The organism is Orientia chuto str. Dubai (assembly GCF_000964595.1).
Lineage (GTDB): Bacteria > Pseudomonadota > Alphaproteobacteria > Rickettsiales > Rickettsiaceae > Orientia > Orientia mediorientalis.
In genome coordinates this window covers 1-18,336 of sequence record NZ_LANP01000010.1, presented here as the reverse complement: position 1 = coordinate 18,336, position 18,336 = coordinate 1, and the positions used below count along the sequence as shown (strand labels likewise).

Below are 18,336 nucleotides of genomic sequence, written 5' to 3'. Positions count from 1 at the left end.
AATTATTCAAAATTAATAAACTTGATAATTCATAATAAATAGAAACTAGCTTCAGCACGCAGGAGTATAATAATAAGGACTTTAATTGTCAAGGTTAATCAATTATTAATCAAATATCATTTGTCTTATAAAATTATTAGCTATATTAATTCCATTAATATCAATGGAATGAGTTAAATTATCAATAACATAATGTTCTACTTTTACTTGATAAGATTGCAAAATTTGATACATATTTAGGCTGATATCATAAGGCACAACTGTATCTTCTTTACCATGTATTAAACATATTGGTGTTTTAATGCAGGTAACAGAATTAGGAGAAATCATAGCTCCTGAAAAACCAACTGTTGCTTTGAAAGGAATTTCAGCTGATAAAGTCAAATATATCGAAGCCATAACTCCTTGTGAGAATCCAATTAATATAGTATCTTGATTAGCAAGTCCAAGCTGTTTTTGCTTTTGATTAATTAAATCAATGATCAATGGAGTAGTTCGCTCTAGCTCAATTTTTAATATCGCAGGATCACGTTGTTTTAAACTAAACCATTGGTAACCATATAATCCGCCATCATATGGTTCTATTCCGTTTGGAGCAAAAAAATGAGCAGCAGGAAAGCTCTGTTGCATAAAAGGAGCAATACTTATTAAATCATGCCCATTAGATCCTACTCCATGCAACAATACTATTAATTGCTTAGTTTCAGATTCCTTTGATGTAATTTCTAACTGATGCATTTATTCTGCTCTGATAAAAAGTATTGACAATCATCATTAAGAAAACAATCCGAGCATTTTGGGGACTGAGCTTTACATATGTATCTACCATGTAATACTAACCAATGATGTGCTAGCAGTAGCCACTTAGCTGAAATAACTGATAACAATTCATGCTCAACTTTTAATGGAGTAGTACCTTTAGCTAAACCAAGTCTTTTTGCAACCCGAAATACATGAGTATCTACTGGCATAGTTGCCACTCCAAAAGCGCAACTTAGCACTACATTAGCGCTTTTTCTACCTACACCTGGTAGCGCAACAAGCTTTTCCATAGCATCTGGAACTTTTCCATCATACTCCTTCACAAGAATTTCAGAAAGTTTTATTATATTTTTAGCCTTATTATTATATAATCCAATAGACTTAATATATTTTTTTAGATTTTCTTCTCCTAATTGTAAAAATTGCTCAGGAGTATTATAACTTTTAAACAGATCTCTAGTAGCTCTATTAACAGCATTATCAGTCGATTGAGCTGAAAGTATGACAGCAACCAATAACGTAAAATGATTGTCATATTCTAGCTCAGTCTTTGGATTAGAGCAGCGCTCAGAAAATTTTATAAAGATACTTTCAATCTTATCATTCATAATGCTATAATCTCTCTTAACTTTGCTTTTAAAATTTTATATAATACTTGATATTGGTAATTATTATACATAATTCTATGAATAAAAATAATATTTTTCACTTGATAGAACAGCAGATCAAAAGTCACGATATAGTACTATATATGAAAGGAACTGTGCATACTCCTCAATGTGGATTTTCTGCAGTCGTTGCTAATATAATACAAGAGCTTACAAAAGATCTTAAAAATATTAGCTGCAAATATATAGATGTATTGTGCGATGATACTTTAAGACAAGGTATAAAAGAATACACTAACTGGCCCACTATTCCACAGTTATATATTCAAGAAGAATTTATCGGAGGGTGTGATATAGTTAAAGAAATGTATAAAAGTGGCGAACTAAAAGCACTATTATTAAAAAAAATCAAAGATTTTAAAGGTAATTGAATCACATTATATATATCTTATAACTTACCATTATGTTTATTCAAACTCAACAAACTCCAAATCCTAATTCACTAAAATTTTTTCCTGACCAAAAAATCAGTCCTGGCAACCCAATACATTTTAGTAATCGAGAAGAATGTACTCATAGTATTTTAGCTCGTAAATTATTCTCCGTTGAAAATGTTAAAGAGGTATTTTTTGGTGAAGATTTTATTACAATTACTAAAGTTAATAGTGCTGATTGGGAAGTAATTAAGCCTGAAATATTAACTATGTTAATGGATCATTTTGTAGCAGGATTACCAGTATTTGAATCTACAGCTGATAAAAAAAATATAGAACAAGCTAATCTTTCAGAGATAGAAAAACAGATTATAGAAGTTATCAATACAAAGGTCAGACCTACTGTTGCAATGGATGGTGGAGATATAGAGTATCATAGTTTTAAAGATGGAATAGTAAAACTCCAAATGCGTGGAGCTTGTGCAGGTTGTCCAAGTTCTACTTTAACCTTAAAACAAGGTATTGAATCATTATTAAAATATTATATTCCAGAGGTAGTATCTGTTGAGCAAATCTAGCACATTTGGTCATTTTCAGTTCAATACCAGTATTTTTTCACTAAGTGTGATAATCTAGGTGTAATAATTAGAAGTTATAATTATAAAATTTTCGTTTATAATTATAACTTCTATATTCTTATTTTATTTAAGTCTGCAAAGCGCAACATTTGTAAATCTCTCTAGTTATGTTAAATAGTTAAGCTTATTGTAAAATTCAATAAATATAATTATATATAATGAATCAATTCTATCAAATCACTAAAAATGACTAAAGCACTACAAGCTATTTTTGTAATTAGTATTATTTTCCTATTTAATCCAATCTCCGCTAATAATACATTATCTCCAATTAAAATTACTAAGGGTAATCTTGCTCAAATTCCTATAGCAATAAACTTCTTTGCTGCTAACTCAAATGAAGAACAAGATTTATCAAAAAACATTGTATCTATTATAAATAATGATCTCAATATATCTCAAATTTTTGCTCCTATATCCAGTAACTTATTTATAGAAGCTAAGCAAGGTACTACTCATATACCATTATTTACTACTTGGAGTCAAATTAATGCCAATATTTTAATTAATGGAGAGATATCAACTTTAAATTCTACAGAATTTAAAGTTGATGTTATTATATGGGATATTTTTACTGCTAAAGAAATTCATAGACTATCTTTCACATTTCCTTTACAACTATGGCGAAGTACAGCACATAAAATATCAGATCAAATATACCAACATATTACTGGAAATAAAGGAATTTTTGACACCAAAATAGTGTATGTTTCTGAAACCCAGTCCTATGATAAAAAAATAAAAAAAATAGCTATAATGGATTATGATGGTGCTAATCATAGCTATATAACTAATGGCAAAAACCACGTTATTACTCCAGTGTTCTCACCTAATAACAATCAAATACTTTATGTATCATATCATAATAAAATACCAACAGTACGTATCATGATCTTAATTCTGGAAAAAATAAAGCATTAGCAGGTTTTAATGGCATTACATTTTCACCTAGATTTTCTCCAGATGGTACCAAAATTCTAGTCTCTAATTCATCAACAAAAAATGTTACACATATATATGAAATTAATTTTTTGACTGGAAAAGTTAAGCAACTAACTAATGGACAATCAATAAATACTTCTCCTAGCTACTCTCCAGATGGTACCAAAATTGCTTTTGTATCAGATCGCAACGGCTCAGCTCAAATATATGTTATGAGCGCTCAGGGCAATAATGTTAAACGTATTACTTCTCAACCTGGATCACATACAACACCAGCTTGGTCCCCAATAAATAATTATATAGCCTTCACTAAAAACGAGGCAGGAGAATTTAGCATTGGAATAATAAAAGAAGACGGCAGTAATAAAAGAATAATTACTACAGGAAATTTAGTAGAAGGCCCTTCATGGGCTCCAAATGGTAAAACTATTATTTTTTCGCGTACTTATAAAGCTACAAAATCAACTCCTGCTAAAGCAAAATTATATTCTATAGATTATACAGGGTATAACGAGTGTAAAATTAATACTCCTAACAACGCTTCAGATCCTAATTGGTCAAACTAAATATCAAAAAATCTAAAAATTATTATTGTATAGAAGCAAGTATATGCAAATTATTTTACTATATACTATCATATAATTGTTTAGTTTTATTATAGTATAGTCCATAAGTAATTTTATAATATAGTATTGCATAAATTAAAACTCAAATTATCAAACTTATTTAAAGCTAATAGTTTAATGGCTATCTTTTATTTTGTATTTTTTAAAATTATTGCTATTCTACTCAACGTAGTTATCGGATTTTTAGCTGGTAAATGGTCAAAGGTAGAACGTGACAGCATAGCTGGTTTATTATTCTACTTTATTGCTCCTATTGTATTTTTTTCAATACCAGCTCATACAAAATTAAACTTCCATGAAATAAGTATTGCAATAGTAACTTTTACTATTGCAAGCATATTATGTGGTTTCTCTAATTATGTTTTTAAAAAATATTGGCATGATCCAACTCATAACATTTTAGCAATGGCGGCTGGAACAGCTAATACTGGCTACTTTATGCTACCAATAGCTGCCAAGCTACTAGATGAACATACATTAAGCTTATATATGATGGCTATTATTGGAGTAAGCATATACGAATCATCAATAGGATTTTATATTTGTGTAAAAAGCTTAAAAAATACTCGAGAAAGTATAATTCAAGTACTAAAATTCCCGAATCTTAATGCATTTATTCTCGGATGTATATTTAGTTTAACTGGATTAACTTTACCTAAATTTTTAGACAGCTTTATTGAAGATATGATAAAATCTTACTCAGTATTAGGAATGATAATAGTAGGATTAAGCGTCTCAAAGTTAGTCAAGTTTACAATAGATTCAAAGTTTACATTAGCAGCTTTCATATCAAAGTTTGTTTTTTATCCTCTAGCCATCAATATCTTCATTCTCTTAGATAAAATCACATTCTCTATATACACTATTTCACACTATAACGCATTAAAACTTTTATCTATAGCTCCAATGGCTACTAATATTATAGTAATTTCATCAATCATCAAATTTCAGCCAGAAAGATCAGCAGCTACCGTGTTATTATCATGTATTTTCGCATTATTTTATATACCACTAATGATTGCTTTAACTCTACAACTATGATCTAATTTATATTCTTATAAAAATGTATTAATATCACAAAAATATATAGCTTTTTTATATTTATCACTTTTAATATTTACAACTAATAGAAATATAGAATATGACTATAAGTCAAACAATTGCAGCACGGAAGGTTAATGTTTTAGTTATGGGATCAGGGGTAGCAGGTAGTACTGCAGCTATTTATCTAGCTAGATCTTACTCTAAGCCAGTATTGTTACATGGCAATCAACCTGGAGGACAGTTAATGACTACTCTTGAAGTAGAAAATTACCCCGGTTTTGCAAATACTGTTTCCGGCCCAGATATAATGGATCAAATGCATAATCAAGCTAAAAAATTTAATGTAGAAGTTATAGATGATCATATTCAAGCAGTTAACTTTAAAACTTATCCATTCGAAGCTAAAGGTAATAAAACACTATATTATGCTAACAGTGTAATAATATGCACTGGCGCTCAGGCAAAATGGCTTAATATACCATCAGAAACTAAATTTAAAGGATATGGTGTATCTAGTTGCGCAACCTGTGATGGCTATTTTTTTCGTGGAAAAAAAGTAGTGGTTATAGGAGGTGGTAACACTGCAGTAGAAGAAGCATTACATTTAGCTAATCTTGCTAGTCAAGTTATTCTAATTTATAGAGGAAATGAAAAAAAAGGTCTAAGAGCTGAAGCAATATTGCAAGATGAACTATTCAATGGAGAAAATAAAGATAAAATTACTATAATGTGGAATAGTACAATAGAAGAAATATTAGGCAATGATAATAATAGTACTAAAGCTGTAACTGGAGTAAAAATAAAAAACTCTCAGAACAATACTACCAGTATTATAAAAGTTGATGGAGTATTTATAGCTATAGGCCATGCACCTAATACATCACTATTTTTCAATCAACTTGATATAGATGCATTTGGTTATATTATTACTCAACCTAACTCAACTAAGACTAGTATAGAAGGGATATTTGCTGCTGGAGATGTTCAGGATAGTAAATATAGACAAGCAGTAACAGCAGCATCGAGCGGCTGTATGGCAGCTTTAGAAGTTCAGAGCTTTCTAAAAAAATTGAACTATAAATAATTTTAAGTTTTTATAATTAGCAACTAATATTCTTTTTATCACACTCAGAAAACGATAAAAGAACTTGCATAAAAAAAATTCCCACTAAATTAAACTTAGTTGGCATTATTGTCAACTTCTAAGCTCTATCATCCTATAAACCTAAAAAAGCTGAGATAGCAAAATTAATAATTTATTCAAACAGAAAAAAAAATCTATATTTTTTACCTCAATTTTGGATTAAGAATTTAAGAACTAATAGAATTGCCAGAGCCTTATAAGGCAAAAAGTACAGCAAAAAAAGATAATATGCATTCCTCCCATACCTAGCAGTAATATTGTTGTATGCTTGAAACCAAAAGGGGAACCTGTTAATACAATTTATATGTTTTCATCTTATATGTTTTCATCAAAAAAAACTTTTTCACTAAAAACAAGAGTTTATTTTTCATATTTTTCTTTAACCAGTTACTAACTTCAATCTAATATTATTAAAGAGCAGAAAATAATTCTTGTTTTAAATAACTTTTATCTATCACCAAATAATAAACCAATAATATAGCTCAATTATAATTAAGAAACAGAAGCCATATTATTTACTCACTATAACTTTCATTTTATTAGATTATATGATTATTAAAATCTATCTACTGATAGATAAACCTAGACAAGCTATGAATTATTAATTCATTTAAATTATGCCAGATAAATTATGCCAGAGCAAAAAAATCAGACAAAGGTAGTGACTAAAAATTAACTACTAATATACTCACTAATTCCAAAGTTTTAAACAAAACAAAGGATAAAGAGCAATAAGATCGTCTTTAAAGGAGGTAATCCAGCCGCAGGTTCCCCTACGGCTACCTTGTTACGACTTTACCCCAGTCATCAGTTCTACCGTGGTTAGCTGCCTCTTGCGTTAGCTCACCAACTTCAGGTACACCTGACTCCCATGGTGCGACGGGCAGTGTGTACAAGGCCCGAGAACGTATTCACCGCGGCATGCTGATCCGCGATTACTAGCGATTCCGACTTCATGCACTCGAGTTGCAGAGTGCAATCCGAACTGAGATACCTTTTAATGATTTGCTCCACGTCACCGTATTGCATCACTCTGTAGGTACCATTGTAGCACGCGTGTAGCCCAACTCATAAGGGCCATGATGACTTGACCTCATCCCCACCTTCCTCCGGTTTAGCACCGGCAGTTTTCTTATAGTTCCCGGCATTACCCGCTGGCAAATAAGAATAAGGGTTGCGCTCGTTGCGGGACTTAACCCAACATCTCACGACACGAGCTGACGACAGCCATGCAACACCTGTGTGTAGTCCAGCCAAACTGAAGAAAAACGTCTCCGCTTCTCGCGACTACCATGTCAAGAGTTGGTAAGGTTCTTCGCGTAGCATCGAATTAAACCGCATGCTCCACCGCTTGTGCGGGCCCCCGTCAATTCCTTTGAGTTTTAATCTTGCGACCGTACTCCCCAGGCGGAGTGCTTAACGCGTTAGCTACGAAACTGAAAAAAAAATCCCAATATCTAGCACTCATCGTTTACAGCGTGGACTACCAGGGTATCTAATCCTGTTTGCTCCCCACGCTTTCGCGCCTCAGCGTCAGTAAATGGCCCAGATGACAGCTTTCGCCACTGGTGTTCCTTCTAATATCTAAGAATTTTACCTCTACACTAGAAATTCCATCATCCTCTACCACACTCTAGCTTAACAGTTTTAGAAGCAGTTCCGAGGTTAAGCCCCGGGATTTCACTCCTAACTTATTAAACCGCCTACGCGCCCTTTACGCCCAGTAATTCCGAACAACGCTAGCCCCCTCCGTCTTACCGCGGCTGCTGGCACGGAGTTAGCCGGGGCTTTTTCTGTAGGTACTGTCATTATCATCCCTACTAAAAGAGCTTTACAACCCTAAGGCCTTCATCACTCACGCGGCATTGCTGGATCAGGCTTTCGCCCATTGTCCAATATTCCTCACTGCTGCCCCCCGTAGGAGTCTGGGCCGTATCTCAGTCCCAGTGTGGCTGTCCGTCCTCTCAGACCAGCTACAGATCACAGGCTTGGTAAGCCATTACCTTACCAACTACCTAATCTGCCGCGGGCTCATCCATCAGCGATAAATCTTTCCTCCTTGTAGAGGGCATACGGTATTAGCATTTATTTCTAAATGTTATTCCGTACTGATGGGTAGATTCCCACGTGTTACTCACCCGTTTGCCACTAATCAAAACTAAGCAAGCTTAGCTTTAACTCGTTCGACTTGCATGTGTTAGGCATGCCGCCAGCGTTCGTTCTGAGCCAGGATCAAACTCTTAAGTTTGAAACTTAAAGTTTAATCTGCCTCAATATTACTTATTAAATATAATTTGACGAGACATAAACTTAACTTCGCATTTTTTAATTTACGAAGCATGTACTTGTCACTACCTTTGTCTAATTTTATTTACTTGAATAAACAGCATGTACAATATATATACCTTTAAACTTATTATAAATCTGAAAGCATACTTAGTCATAAGTTATTTAATATGCTATTCTTTGTAACTTGTCAACTAATTATATCTAAAATTTTGAAGCTTGATTAAAAAATAAATACAGTATTACTTATTAATCATAATAATCAAATTTATTTTCAGCAAATCTACTTTTAATTGCATTATTACTAGTGTTATTTAAGAAAATGATTATACTTTTTAAATAAACTAAAAAAAACATTACTAAACTTAATATAAACTTAAAAATAGCTTTATCTTAATGTTAACATCAAAAAATATAGGATTCTGGTCAGTTTTATCTATTGTAGTAAGTAGCCAAGTTGGTTCAGGTATATTTTTATTACCAAGTACTTTAGCTCCATTTGGTTACATTAGCATTCTTAGCTGGTTATTAACTGGTTTAGGAGCAATATTTTTAGCGTTAACTTTTTCAAATTTATGCAAACAATTCCCTAAAACTGGCGGTCCACATGCTTTTGTGTATCAAGCCTTTGGAAAAAAAGCCGCATTTTTTACTGCTTGGACTTACTGGGTAATATCTTGGATTAGTTCTGTAGCTCTTATATTAACAGCAGTTAGCTACATTAATTATATAATCGATTGCCACAATATATATCTTACTATGATATTAAAAATAACTATAACTATTGCTTCAATGTTATTAAACCTAAATGGATTACATATTTCCAGACAGCTAGATTTTGTATTTACATTACTTAAACTACTACCACTAGTAATTTTACCACTTATCTGCCTTCCTTCAATTAATTATGATTACTTTATTACTAGTAACAATTACACTGTGCCACTTTTTTTGCAAAATTTGCAAGCTGCATCCTTTATAACTTTTTGGGGATTTATTGGCTTTGAGACAGCTACAGCTCCAGCTGAAGCAGTCATTAATCCAACTAAAACTATTCCAAAAGCAATTATTATAGGTACTAGTTGTGTAATAGCTATTTATTTACTATCCAGTATAGCAATATTAGGCACTGTCCCAAATAATATTTTAGCAACATCTATAGCTCCATTTGCTGAAGCAGCAAATATTACCCTTGGCAATAATTGGAATAATATTATCGCATTCTCAGCAATAATAATCTGTTTAAGTACTTTAAATGCTTGGATTTTAACTAGTGGTCAAATAGCATTAGGAGCTGCTCAAGACCAACTATTTCCTCAATTTTTTTTAAAAAAAAACCAACAAAATGATCCAATATGGGGAGTTATTATATCATCTCTAGGAATGATAGTATTAATACTTTGCACCGCAAGTTCTCATCTAATTGAGCAAATAAATTTCGTAATAAATATATCTGTTATTGCATTCTTATGGATTTATGCTATTTGTACTATTAGCTATTTAAAAATTCTATTTACCTCAGAGCTTAAAACTAACTACAACAATTTCATCATCAGCGTTATTGCTTTAATATTTTGTATATGGATTATGCTAGGATCAGGCTGGAATATGTTATTATCATCTTTATCTATTACTGCTACTGGTATACCAATCTATATCTATACAACTTCAGTTCAAAATAAGAAATAAAATTTCAAAAAATTAAGAGAGAACTGCTTTGGCAAAAAAATAGCTCTTTAGTTTTGCTATACCACAATAACATATAGCAAATAAAAAAAACAGTATAACAAATATTTCAAAATCAACAGCACAATTTTTCTTTTATCTTTTTAGTTCACATATAATTTCAAGCGATTTTACTTTCTAACTACAATTGTATCAAACGAATATTTTTCAGAACAAATTCTATAAGATATATCCACAAATAAAAATGTGGAACATAGAAAATAGTTTGCAACCTAAATCTATAGTATTTTTTTATTAAATTTTTCTTTTTCTAAAAACATATATCCTCTATCAAGAATTTCTTATACTCCATATCGTTCTAACATTTTCTTTTTAATTTCACTAATTGCTTTTGCTGGATTTAGCCCCTTTGGGCAAGTTTTTGCACAATTCATAATAGTATGGCATCTGTAAAGCTTAAAAGAATCATCAAGTTGATCTAATCTTTCTGAAGTAGCTTTATCCCTAGAATCAATAATCCAACGGTATGCTTGCAGTAATACTGCAGGACCTAGATATTGGTTTCCATTCCACCAATAACTTGGACATGATGTTGAACAACAAGCGCATAATATGCATTCATATATACCATCTAACTTATCTCTATTTTTTGGACTCTGTAACCTTTCACCACTAATTGAATCTATAGTTTCAGCTTTTAACCAAGGCTCTATTAATTGATATTGAGCATAAAAATGAGTCATATCAGATACTAAATCTTTAATTACGCTCATATGCGGTAATGGATATATTAAGATATCACCTTTAATATCGTTAATAGCTTTAATACAAGCTAGTCCATTAGTACCATTAATATTCATTGAACAGCTACCACAAATGCCTTCACGGCATGATCTTCGAAAAGTTAAGGTAGGATCAATCTCGTTTTTAATTTTAATTAACGCATCAAGCACCATAGGACCACAATTTTCTATATCAATTTCAAAAATATCTATGCAAGGATTATTACCAGTATCAGGATTATAGCGATAAATATCAACTCTTTTTATTTGCTTAACATTATCCCCAGCTGAGTAGTATTTACCTGCTTTGACTCTTGAATTTGGTGGCAATCTAAACTCTGCCATTTGCATTACCCATTATTAGTTACTATATTTAACTTGTTAACATATTCTTAATATACCCGCTTTTGGGGAGCTACAACTACCATCTCATCATCATTAGGATCTAATACCACATCTCTATAATCTATGCTTACTAATCCTTCTTCATCAATTGTTGCTAATGTATGTTTGAGCCAATTATCATCATCTCGATTAGGATAATCTTCCCGAGAATGAGCTCCTCTACTTTCTTGACGATTAGCAGCACAAAACATAGTTATTACAGCTTGATATAATAAATTTTGTAATTCAATGGCTTCAACTAAATCAGTGTTCCAAATAAGTGATTTATCTGTCAATTTAATATTTGTCCTGGCACTAAAACTTTGTTTTATTACTCTCATACCTTCTGTTAGTCTATCTTGGCTGCGAAATACTCCAGCATAATTCTGCATAGCACGTTGCATAGTTAATCTTAACTCAGCAACTGGCATATCACCATTCAAAAATCTTGTTTGATCAAATCTTGCTATAATAGCATTTAAAATATTACTATCTAAAGCTGAATGCTTTGCAAAAGGTACAATAATTTCTTTTGCTTTATTTGCTGCAGCTCGACCAAAAATTATTAGATCAAGCAATGAATTAGACCCCAATCTATTAGCTCCATGTACCGATACACAAGCAGCTTCCCCAATAGCCATTAATCCAGGTACTACTTCCATAGCTCCGCTTTTTATTTTTCTTACTACTTGACCATGACAGTTAGTTGGTATACCTCCCATATTATAGTGCACAGTTGGAATTACTGGTATAGGTTGCTTAGTAATATCTACTCCAGCAAAAATCTTAGCAGTTTCATATATCCCAGGCAACCTTTGCTGTATAGTTTTACTATCAAGATGATTTAAATGCAAAAATATATGATCTTTATATATACCTACTCCACGTCCAGCATTAATTTCTATAGTCATAGCGCGAGCAACTACATCTCGTGAAGCAAGATCTTTAGCTGATGGAGCATATCTTTCCATAAAACGTTCACCTTCAGAGTTGACTAAGTATCCCCCCTCACCTCTAGCTCCTTCAGTAATTAAACAACCAGAGCCGTAAATTCCTGTAGGATGAAATTGAACAAACTCCATATCTTGCAATGCAATACCTGCTCGAGCACACATAGCATTACCATCACCTGTACAACTATGAGCTGAAGTTGCTGAAAAATAAGCTTTACCATATCCTCCAGTTGCTAAGACTACTATATGAGCTCTAAAAGAATGAATAGTGCCATCATCAAGATTCCAAGCTACGATTCCTTTACAAGTACCATTATCCATAATTAGATCAAGAGCTACATACTCGATAAAAAAATTAGCTTTATGTTTTAAAGCTTGTTGATATAAAGTGTGCAGCATGGCATGACCAGTTCTATCAGCTGCTGCGCAAGTTCGTACTGCTGCTGCTCCATCTCCAAACTCAGTAGTCATTCCACCAAATGGCCTTTGATAAATTTTTCCATCAGCTGTACGTGAAAATGGAACTCCATAATGTTCCAACTCAATAATTGCAGCTGGAGCCTCTTTACACATATATGCAATTGCATCTTGGTCTCCTAACCAGTCAGACCCTTTTATAGTATCATATGCATGCCACTGCCACTTATCTGGCTGTATATTACCTAAAGCAGCACTAATACCACCTTGAGCTGCAACAGTATGACTACGAGTAGGAAATAATTTTGTAATGCAAGCTGCATGCAAACCAGCTTCAGCCATACCAACTATAGCCCTTAACCCTGCTCCACCAGCTCCTACTACTACTACATCAAACTCATGCTTTATAATTTTATAGGCCTTCACAATTACCTTTAATACCAAATTAATATAAAATATTTGTAAGCATTATCATAATAATTAAAATCTACAATATTTAAGATAATCTTATTTTAATAATTAATACATAGTACTAGTACAGATATAATGCCCGCAATGATAGTTACAAATATAAAACATTGTACTAAAACAATTAATAAATACCTTAATAGAAGATTAGCAACATAATCTTCTATTATTACTTTCATTCCCATTGAAGCATGGGAAAACATTATCATCAATAATAAAATTATCATTAACATATTATATGGATACTTTATTACTTCCACTAGTTCCACTGGTGATTTCTGAACTATTACTTTACTAAGATATAATAGCCATATTAATAATGGTAACATTAATATAGCACTTAATCTTTGATACCACCAATGTTTAATACAATGCTTATTAGTACTCAATTTCTTAACTCTTATTTAAATAAATTTTTCCAATTGATAAATTTGTTAGCAAAAACTAATATCAAGAAATGCACATATAAAATATAATAATAGATAAAATAACTGCTATCAAACCTGAAATATTAATGTATTTTATAGAAAAGCCATATCCAGTACTCCATATTAAATGTCTAATACCTGTACATAAATGAAAGCAAGTAGCAAATACTACTAAGTATAGTAATATTTGAAACCATATATTATAGAATATATCAACAATATCATTATTAAAGTCACTATATACGCATAAAATTAACCACCAAGTAACAATGCTAGCCCCACCAAAAACTGCTATTCCACTTATACGGTGCAAAATTGATAATATCATGCTCATTTGCATATGATAAATCGTAACATGAGGTGAAGTAGGACGAACAGATAAGTTATTGCTCAATTTTATACCCTATATTTGATTTATATTAGTAAAGGACACTTAGCTACACTATAACTAAATAAAATTACTGCTAATAATAAAAATATACAGTTTTTTTAAAAAATTTCAATTCTAATCACTGAATATCACGCATCAAGACCCTGAAAGAGCTAATATAATCTCAATAAAAATAATAAGTATTAACGCATATTAGTTACAAAACTAAAAATGAATAATTAGCATATCCGAACTCTCTAATTAGGTCCTATAACTTTTGAATCAAGAATTTAGAATTAATAAAAGTGGTTTAGTATGCCTAAGGCAATAAGCAATTAAGGCAAATAAATATATGGATGAAAGTATTTCATACTGAGTTGTATCTTTGCATACACTTGAGCTTAAAATAACCATTTCCTTAAAAATTATTCTACTCTTAATTTACCTCTCTAAAAATCCTCTACCTAATAATTCATTGCTTATTTAAAAATTAAGATTACCAGAGGTGATAAAATTGGAGAAAAACTAAAATAACATCTTACTGAATATATTGCAGTACATAAGAATGCACTCAAATCAAGACTATGAAAATAATTTAGTCATACAAATATTTCCTAACATCTTGACTATATAATATTCATTTAGTACAACAGCATTATTTTAGTGCACCATTTAAAAAAAAATACAAATAACAAACACGCAAGAAATTATTCCTTGTTGCTTATCATACGTTCAACTTTAACATATAAATCAAACTCTTCAGCTGTTACTAATTTTAATGATATTGCAGCTTCTTTCAAAGTAATATTATTTTGATAAGCCATTTTTGCAATTTTAGCTGCATTATCATATCCAATATGTGGATTAAGTACTGTGACTAGCATTAAAGAATCTTCGCATAATTTCTTGATTCTTTCTATATTAGGTTGAATACCGGATAAACAATAATCATTAAAACTTAGAATTCCATCTGATAATAATTGAATTGATTGTAATAAATTATAGATAATAACTGGTTTAATGCATTAAGCTCAAGCTGGCCATTAGAACCAGCAATGGTAATTGTAACATGATTTCCCATAACTTGAGCACAAAGCATTGAAAGAGCTTCAGCTTGAGTTGGATTAACTTTACCAGGCATAATTGATGATCCTGGTTCATTTATTGGTAAAATTATTTCACCTAATCCACATCGTGGCCCCGATCCAAGTAGTCTAATATCATTTGCAATTTTCATCAAGCTAACAGCTAATACATTTAATATACCTGATAGCTCTACAAGAGTATCATGGCATGCTATTGCCTCAAATTTATTTTGAGCTGAATAAAATTTTATGCCAGTTAATTTTGAGATTTTTTCAACAAAATTAATTGAAAATTCTTTATGGCAATTAATGCCTGTACCTACTGCTGTTCCACCCTGAGCAAGTTGGCATACTCTATCCAAAACAGACGTAATACGTATAATTGCATAATTAATTTGTGTACTATATGATGAAAATTCTTGCCCTAAAGTTAAAGGTATAGCATCCTGTAAATGCGTCCTACCAATTTTTACTATTGAATTCCATTTCTTGATTTTATCTTCAAGCGTTGCATGCATTTTTTTTAAATTGGGAATTAACTTATCAACTAGTATTATCGCTGTTGCAATATTCATAGCAGTTGGAAAAGAATCATTAGAAGATTGGCTCATATTAACGTGATCATTTGGATGCACTGGATATTTTGCTCCTTTATAACTTCCTAATTGTTCGTTAGCGATATTAGCAATTACTTCATTGATATTCATATTTGTTTGAGTACCTGAACCAGTTTGCCATACTGATAATGGAAAATTATTATCATACTTACCTTGACTTATATTTTTTGCAGCATTAAAAATAGCATCTGCTATTTTAGGTTCAAGCAATCCAAGTTCTTTATTTACTTCTGCTGAGCATTGCTTTTGTAATGCAAGTGCATGTATCAATCTAACAGGCATTTTTTCATGCCCAATCTTGAAATTTAACATTGAGCGCTGTGTTTGAGCTCCCCAATAATATTGGTCATCAACATCAATTCTACCTAATGAATCATTTTCGGCTCTAATTTTTTTAGGAATTTCCATTATTTTATAACAAAATTAAGTATTATAAAAATAAAATTATTGCTCAATGGTATAATGAATATAATCATCACCATGCTTACATGTAATTGAAGCATTTGCCATCTTTTTAAAATAGTATGTATAGTAAGCATGAACATTAAATAATGTAATATCTTTGTCTTCAAGATCAGTAGCAGCAGTTAATATCATATTCTGTTCTTCATTCTTTTTTATAAAATCACCTTTTGCTAAAATATTAACCTGACTTTTATCTTGCTCTCGATATATTTTAACAGTTATTTCTCCACCATGAGGTAAGGACTCCTGAGCAGATATAACCAAACACATTAGTAATTTAGCAGTATTAATATCAATATTAGTATCTTTAACATGAAAAATTTCATCTTTAAAGATAAATTTAATCCCAGTATTAGCTAGGCTTTGTAAATAAGCTTTAAGTACTGATTTTATTTCATCAAAACTTGCTTGACAGAATGACTTATTATCTCCATATGATGAACCATATATTTGACGATATAAGTGCAATTTAGCAATTAAACTGGCACTGCCAATTTTGATTGTATCAAAAGCTAAACCATATAACTTAGTATCAAACTGGTGCTGATTATCTATACAGTACTTTATTCCATTTGCTATAGCTCCTAATCCACCAGCAAAATCATGAAAAATCTTAACACTAATAAATTGAGCTAATTTAACATTATTCATATTTTAAGCTTATATAATACTACTCAAATTATAAAATGCTCTTATAGAAAAATCAATATTATAACATTAAGAAATTATTAATAAATAGCTAAGTTTGATATCAAAATATGCTAGGATACATAAATGGTAAGTACTATACCCATTGCTTATTCCATAATATATAATGTTAAACATATTCTTTGTCTAAAATACTTTTTCAAAGCATTATATTAGATATAAAATCTCTTTAGCTAAAAAAGAATCATAACAGTCACTAAATTGCTTTCTTTAGAGGTTTTCTAGCATATGTTATCAAGATTTGAGGCTGCATCAGTAATTCCCTCAGGAAAAGACCTAGTTATAATTTATTGTTGTTGTATCTTAATTGCTAATCTACTATTCTTAAATATTTTAATAATATACCTTAGTTTATATATATGATACGTTGAATTTTTCGCTCCTTTTTGATGGTATTATTAGGAATTATGTTTGCTCTTTGAGCAAATTCCACTATGATACTTGTATTGTAAGCTTTATCTACTGTAATGCACTAAATATCTACATTTTGAATCAACTTCCAAGCTTTAATCTAACCATTTCTAGAACTATCTATTGCTGCACTCTACCAAAAAGCACTATAGCTGTAGCTATCACTAATAGAAAACTCCTAGTAGTGAAACTGCAACCTCCCCAGTTGAAATAACAATTCACTTAAGTGAATTAAAGGGAAAGTCTCCTAAAGCACTACAATGCTATGCTGAAAGTTTGGGAATCGATGATGCAAATTTACTATCTAAAGATGAGCTAATATCAGCTATTTTAAAAACAGTAGTAGGGCATATAATGGTACAGTTGTTGAAGAAGGAGTAATTGAAATCTTAAATGGTGGATTTGGATTTTTGAGGTCGCCAAAGAACAATTATTTATCAGGACAAGGAGACATTTATGGGCTTTATCGCATCTATACATCATTCAGGATTCGCACTCAAATCTAAGATTTCAGACGTTATGATGCCATTAACATTTTAAAGTTTTCAAAAGTAAATACCTGATTGTTAACTCTGACTATTTGTCCTTTTTGAATCATACGAACATTTTCTATACCAGCAATCTTAGCACTACGAAAACTCTTAAAACCAAGCATTGGCTTAGTTCGTTTCTTAATAAATCTATGATCTTGCTCTATCAGATTGTTCAGATATTTATTTTGAAGTATTTGTATCTTTTGTTTCCGAGGTAAGTTTTTATTAAAGTCAGTAAGAGCGAAAGTATTACTCTTTTATGTATCAAAAACCTTGCTGTCCCATCTATCTGACTTAGAAAGTCATATTTTATCACGCTTGCTTGCAAAGCATTTGTTCCATAGATAAAATTATATTCTTTTTCTTCCATTTTTTCACCTGGCATTCCTCTATATAAGCTATATTCCCCTGTTCTAAAAGGATGATCATAAAGATCAATAGATCTGTCAAGGGCTATTAAAGGTTTAGTTTCATAAAACTTATTTGGTAATTTTTTGGTTTTTCTCATTTTTTCTAGAATACTTAAATATCTTCTTTGTTGTAAC

General features: G+C 31.2%; 14 protein-coding genes, 1 rRNA gene and 4 pseudogenes. 8 read left to right on the top strand and 11 right to left on the bottom strand.

From position 1 onward, the window contains the following. Positions 1-105: 105 nt before the first annotated feature. Positions 106-738, bottom strand: a complete 633-nt coding sequence (locus OCHUTO_RS02100) for an alpha/beta hydrolase (RefSeq protein WP_045797197.1) — start codon at positions 736-738, stop codon at positions 106-108. Next, entirely contained in the window at positions 726-1,370 is a 645-nt protein-coding gene (nth, locus tag OCHUTO_RS02095) for an endonuclease III (RefSeq protein WP_045797196.1), read from the bottom strand. Before nth ends, OCHUTO_RS02100 begins: the two co-directional genes overlap by 13 nt. A gap of 77 nt (positions 1,371-1,447) precedes the next feature. Here nth and grxD point away from each other — a divergent pair, with 77 nt between their 5' ends. From grxD to trxB, 5 genes and pseudogenes are all read left to right on the top strand, one after another. After that, entirely contained in the window at positions 1,448-1,801 is a 354-nt protein-coding gene (grxD, locus tag OCHUTO_RS02090; protein WP_045797195.1) for a Grx4 family monothiol glutaredoxin, read from the top strand. A gap of 32 nt (positions 1,802-1,833) precedes the next feature. Then, the gene (locus OCHUTO_RS02085; RefSeq protein WP_045797194.1) at positions 1,834-2,382 is read left to right on the top strand and encodes a NifU family protein; all 549 of its coding nucleotides are present in this window, start codon (positions 1,834-1,836) and stop codon (positions 2,380-2,382) included. Positions 2,383-2,628: 246 nt separating this feature from the next. Beyond that, a pseudogene (gene tolB, locus OCHUTO_RS02080) lies at positions 2,629-3,950 on the top strand (Tol-Pal system beta propeller repeat protein TolB). 177 nt (positions 3,951-4,127) lie between these two features. Continuing rightward, positions 4,128-5,051 carry an AEC family transporter gene (locus OCHUTO_RS02075; protein WP_045797193.1) on the top strand — a complete coding sequence of 308 codons (924 nt, stop codon included), beginning with the start codon at positions 4,128-4,130 and terminating at the stop codon, positions 5,049-5,051. Positions 5,052-5,151: 100 nt separating this feature from the next. Next, on the top strand, positions 5,152-6,138 hold the full coding sequence (gene trxB / locus OCHUTO_RS02070) for a thioredoxin-disulfide reductase (RefSeq protein WP_045797192.1): 987 nt from the start codon (positions 5,152-5,154) through the stop codon (positions 6,136-6,138). An 805-nt stretch (positions 6,139-6,943) separates the two neighbouring features. On the opposite strand, the gene OCHUTO_RS02065 is transcribed toward trxB, so the two are convergent. Further along, positions 6,944-8,446: ribosomal RNA gene (locus OCHUTO_RS02065) — 16S ribosomal RNA — on the bottom strand. A gap of 434 nt (positions 8,447-8,880) precedes the next feature. Here OCHUTO_RS02065 and OCHUTO_RS02060 point away from each other — a divergent pair. After that, positions 8,881-10,173, top strand: coding sequence for an APC family permease (locus tag OCHUTO_RS02060; RefSeq protein ID WP_045797191.1), 1,293 nt, complete (start codon positions 8,881-8,883; stop codon positions 10,171-10,173). A gap of 338 nt (positions 10,174-10,511) precedes the next feature. Here OCHUTO_RS02060 and OCHUTO_RS02055 read toward each other — a convergent pair whose 3' ends face one another. From OCHUTO_RS02055 to OCHUTO_RS02030, 6 genes and pseudogenes are all read right to left on the bottom strand, one after another. Further along, positions 10,512-11,297 carry a succinate dehydrogenase iron-sulfur subunit gene (locus OCHUTO_RS02055; RefSeq protein ID WP_045797190.1) on the bottom strand — a complete coding sequence of 262 codons (786 nt, stop codon included), beginning with the start codon at positions 11,295-11,297 and terminating at the stop codon, positions 10,512-10,514. A gap of 47 nt (positions 11,298-11,344) precedes the next feature. Continuing rightward, the gene (gene sdhA / locus OCHUTO_RS02050) at positions 11,345-13,135 is read right to left on the bottom strand and encodes a succinate dehydrogenase flavoprotein subunit (RefSeq protein ID WP_045797212.1); all 1,791 of its coding nucleotides are present in this window, start codon (positions 13,133-13,135) and stop codon (positions 11,345-11,347) included. Positions 13,136-13,218: 83 nt separating this feature from the next. Next, entirely contained in the window at positions 13,219-13,563 is a 345-nt protein-coding gene (gene sdhD, locus OCHUTO_RS02045; protein WP_232296938.1) for a succinate dehydrogenase, hydrophobic membrane anchor protein, read from the bottom strand. A gap of 61 nt (positions 13,564-13,624) precedes the next feature. Next, positions 13,625-13,996 carry a succinate dehydrogenase, cytochrome b556 subunit gene (sdhC, locus tag OCHUTO_RS02040; RefSeq protein WP_232296937.1) on the bottom strand — a complete coding sequence of 124 codons (372 nt, stop codon included), beginning with the start codon at positions 13,994-13,996 and terminating at the stop codon, positions 13,625-13,627. A 683-nt stretch (positions 13,997-14,679) separates the two neighbouring features. Next, positions 14,680-16,082, bottom strand: a pseudogene (fumC, locus tag OCHUTO_RS02035) (class II fumarate hydratase). A gap of 36 nt (positions 16,083-16,118) precedes the next feature. Beyond that, the gene (locus OCHUTO_RS02030) at positions 16,119-16,790 is read right to left on the bottom strand and encodes a histidine phosphotransferase family protein (protein ID WP_045797187.1); all 672 of its coding nucleotides are present in this window, start codon (positions 16,788-16,790) and stop codon (positions 16,119-16,121) included. Positions 16,791-17,534: 744 nt separating this feature from the next. Between OCHUTO_RS02030 and OCHUTO_RS07050 the strand changes: the two genes are divergently transcribed. Both OCHUTO_RS07050 and OCHUTO_RS06330 read left to right on the top strand, forming a co-directional pair. After that, on the top strand, positions 17,535-17,639 hold the full coding sequence (locus OCHUTO_RS07050) for a hypothetical protein (protein ID WP_370664238.1): 105 nt from the start codon (positions 17,535-17,537) through the stop codon (positions 17,637-17,639). After that, complete coding sequence (locus OCHUTO_RS06330; protein ID WP_306305439.1) at positions 17,639-17,764, top strand: hypothetical protein; 126 nt, start codon at positions 17,639-17,641, stop codon at positions 17,762-17,764. The genes OCHUTO_RS07050 and OCHUTO_RS06330 overlap by 1 nt, the downstream gene beginning before the upstream one ends. 11 nt (positions 17,765-17,775) lie before the next feature. On the opposite strand, the pseudogene OCHUTO_RS02025 reads toward OCHUTO_RS06330, so the two are convergent. Both OCHUTO_RS02025 and OCHUTO_RS02020 read right to left on the bottom strand, forming a co-directional pair. Next, positions 17,776-18,045: pseudogene (locus tag OCHUTO_RS02025) on the bottom strand (DDE-type integrase/transposase/recombinase); the annotation flags it as partial. After that, a pseudogene (locus tag OCHUTO_RS02020) lies at positions 17,964-18,336 on the bottom strand (hypothetical protein); the annotation flags it as partial. The pseudogenes OCHUTO_RS02025 and OCHUTO_RS02020, both read right to left, overlap by 82 nt.

Coding starts and splice junctions, on each gene's coding strand:
- OCHUTO_RS02055 (WP_045797190.1), bottom strand. CDS start 11,297: ATGGCAGAGTTTAGATTGCCACCAAATTCAAGAGTCAAAGCAGGTAAA.
- nth (WP_045797196.1), bottom strand. CDS start 1,370: ATGAATGATAAGATTGAAAGTATCTTTATAAAATTTTCTGAGCGCTGC.
- OCHUTO_RS02030 (WP_045797187.1), bottom strand. CDS start 16,790: ATGAATAATGTTAAATTAGCTCAATTTATTAGTGTTAAGATTTTTCAT.
- OCHUTO_RS02100 (WP_045797197.1), bottom strand. CDS start 738: ATGCATCAGTTAGAAATTACATCAAAGGAATCTGAAACTAAGCAATTA.
- trxB (WP_045797192.1), top strand. CDS start 5,152: ATGACTATAAGTCAAACAATTGCAGCACGGAAGGTTAATGTTTTAGTT.
- grxD (WP_045797195.1), top strand. CDS start 1,448: ATGAATAAAAATAATATTTTTCACTTGATAGAACAGCAGATCAAAAGT.
- OCHUTO_RS02085 (WP_045797194.1), top strand. CDS start 1,834: ATGTTTATTCAAACTCAACAAACTCCAAATCCTAATTCACTAAAATTT.
- OCHUTO_RS02075 (WP_045797193.1), top strand. CDS start 4,128: ATGGCTATCTTTTATTTTGTATTTTTTAAAATTATTGCTATTCTACTC.
- OCHUTO_RS02060 (WP_045797191.1), top strand. CDS start 8,881: ATGTTAACATCAAAAAATATAGGATTCTGGTCAGTTTTATCTATTGTA.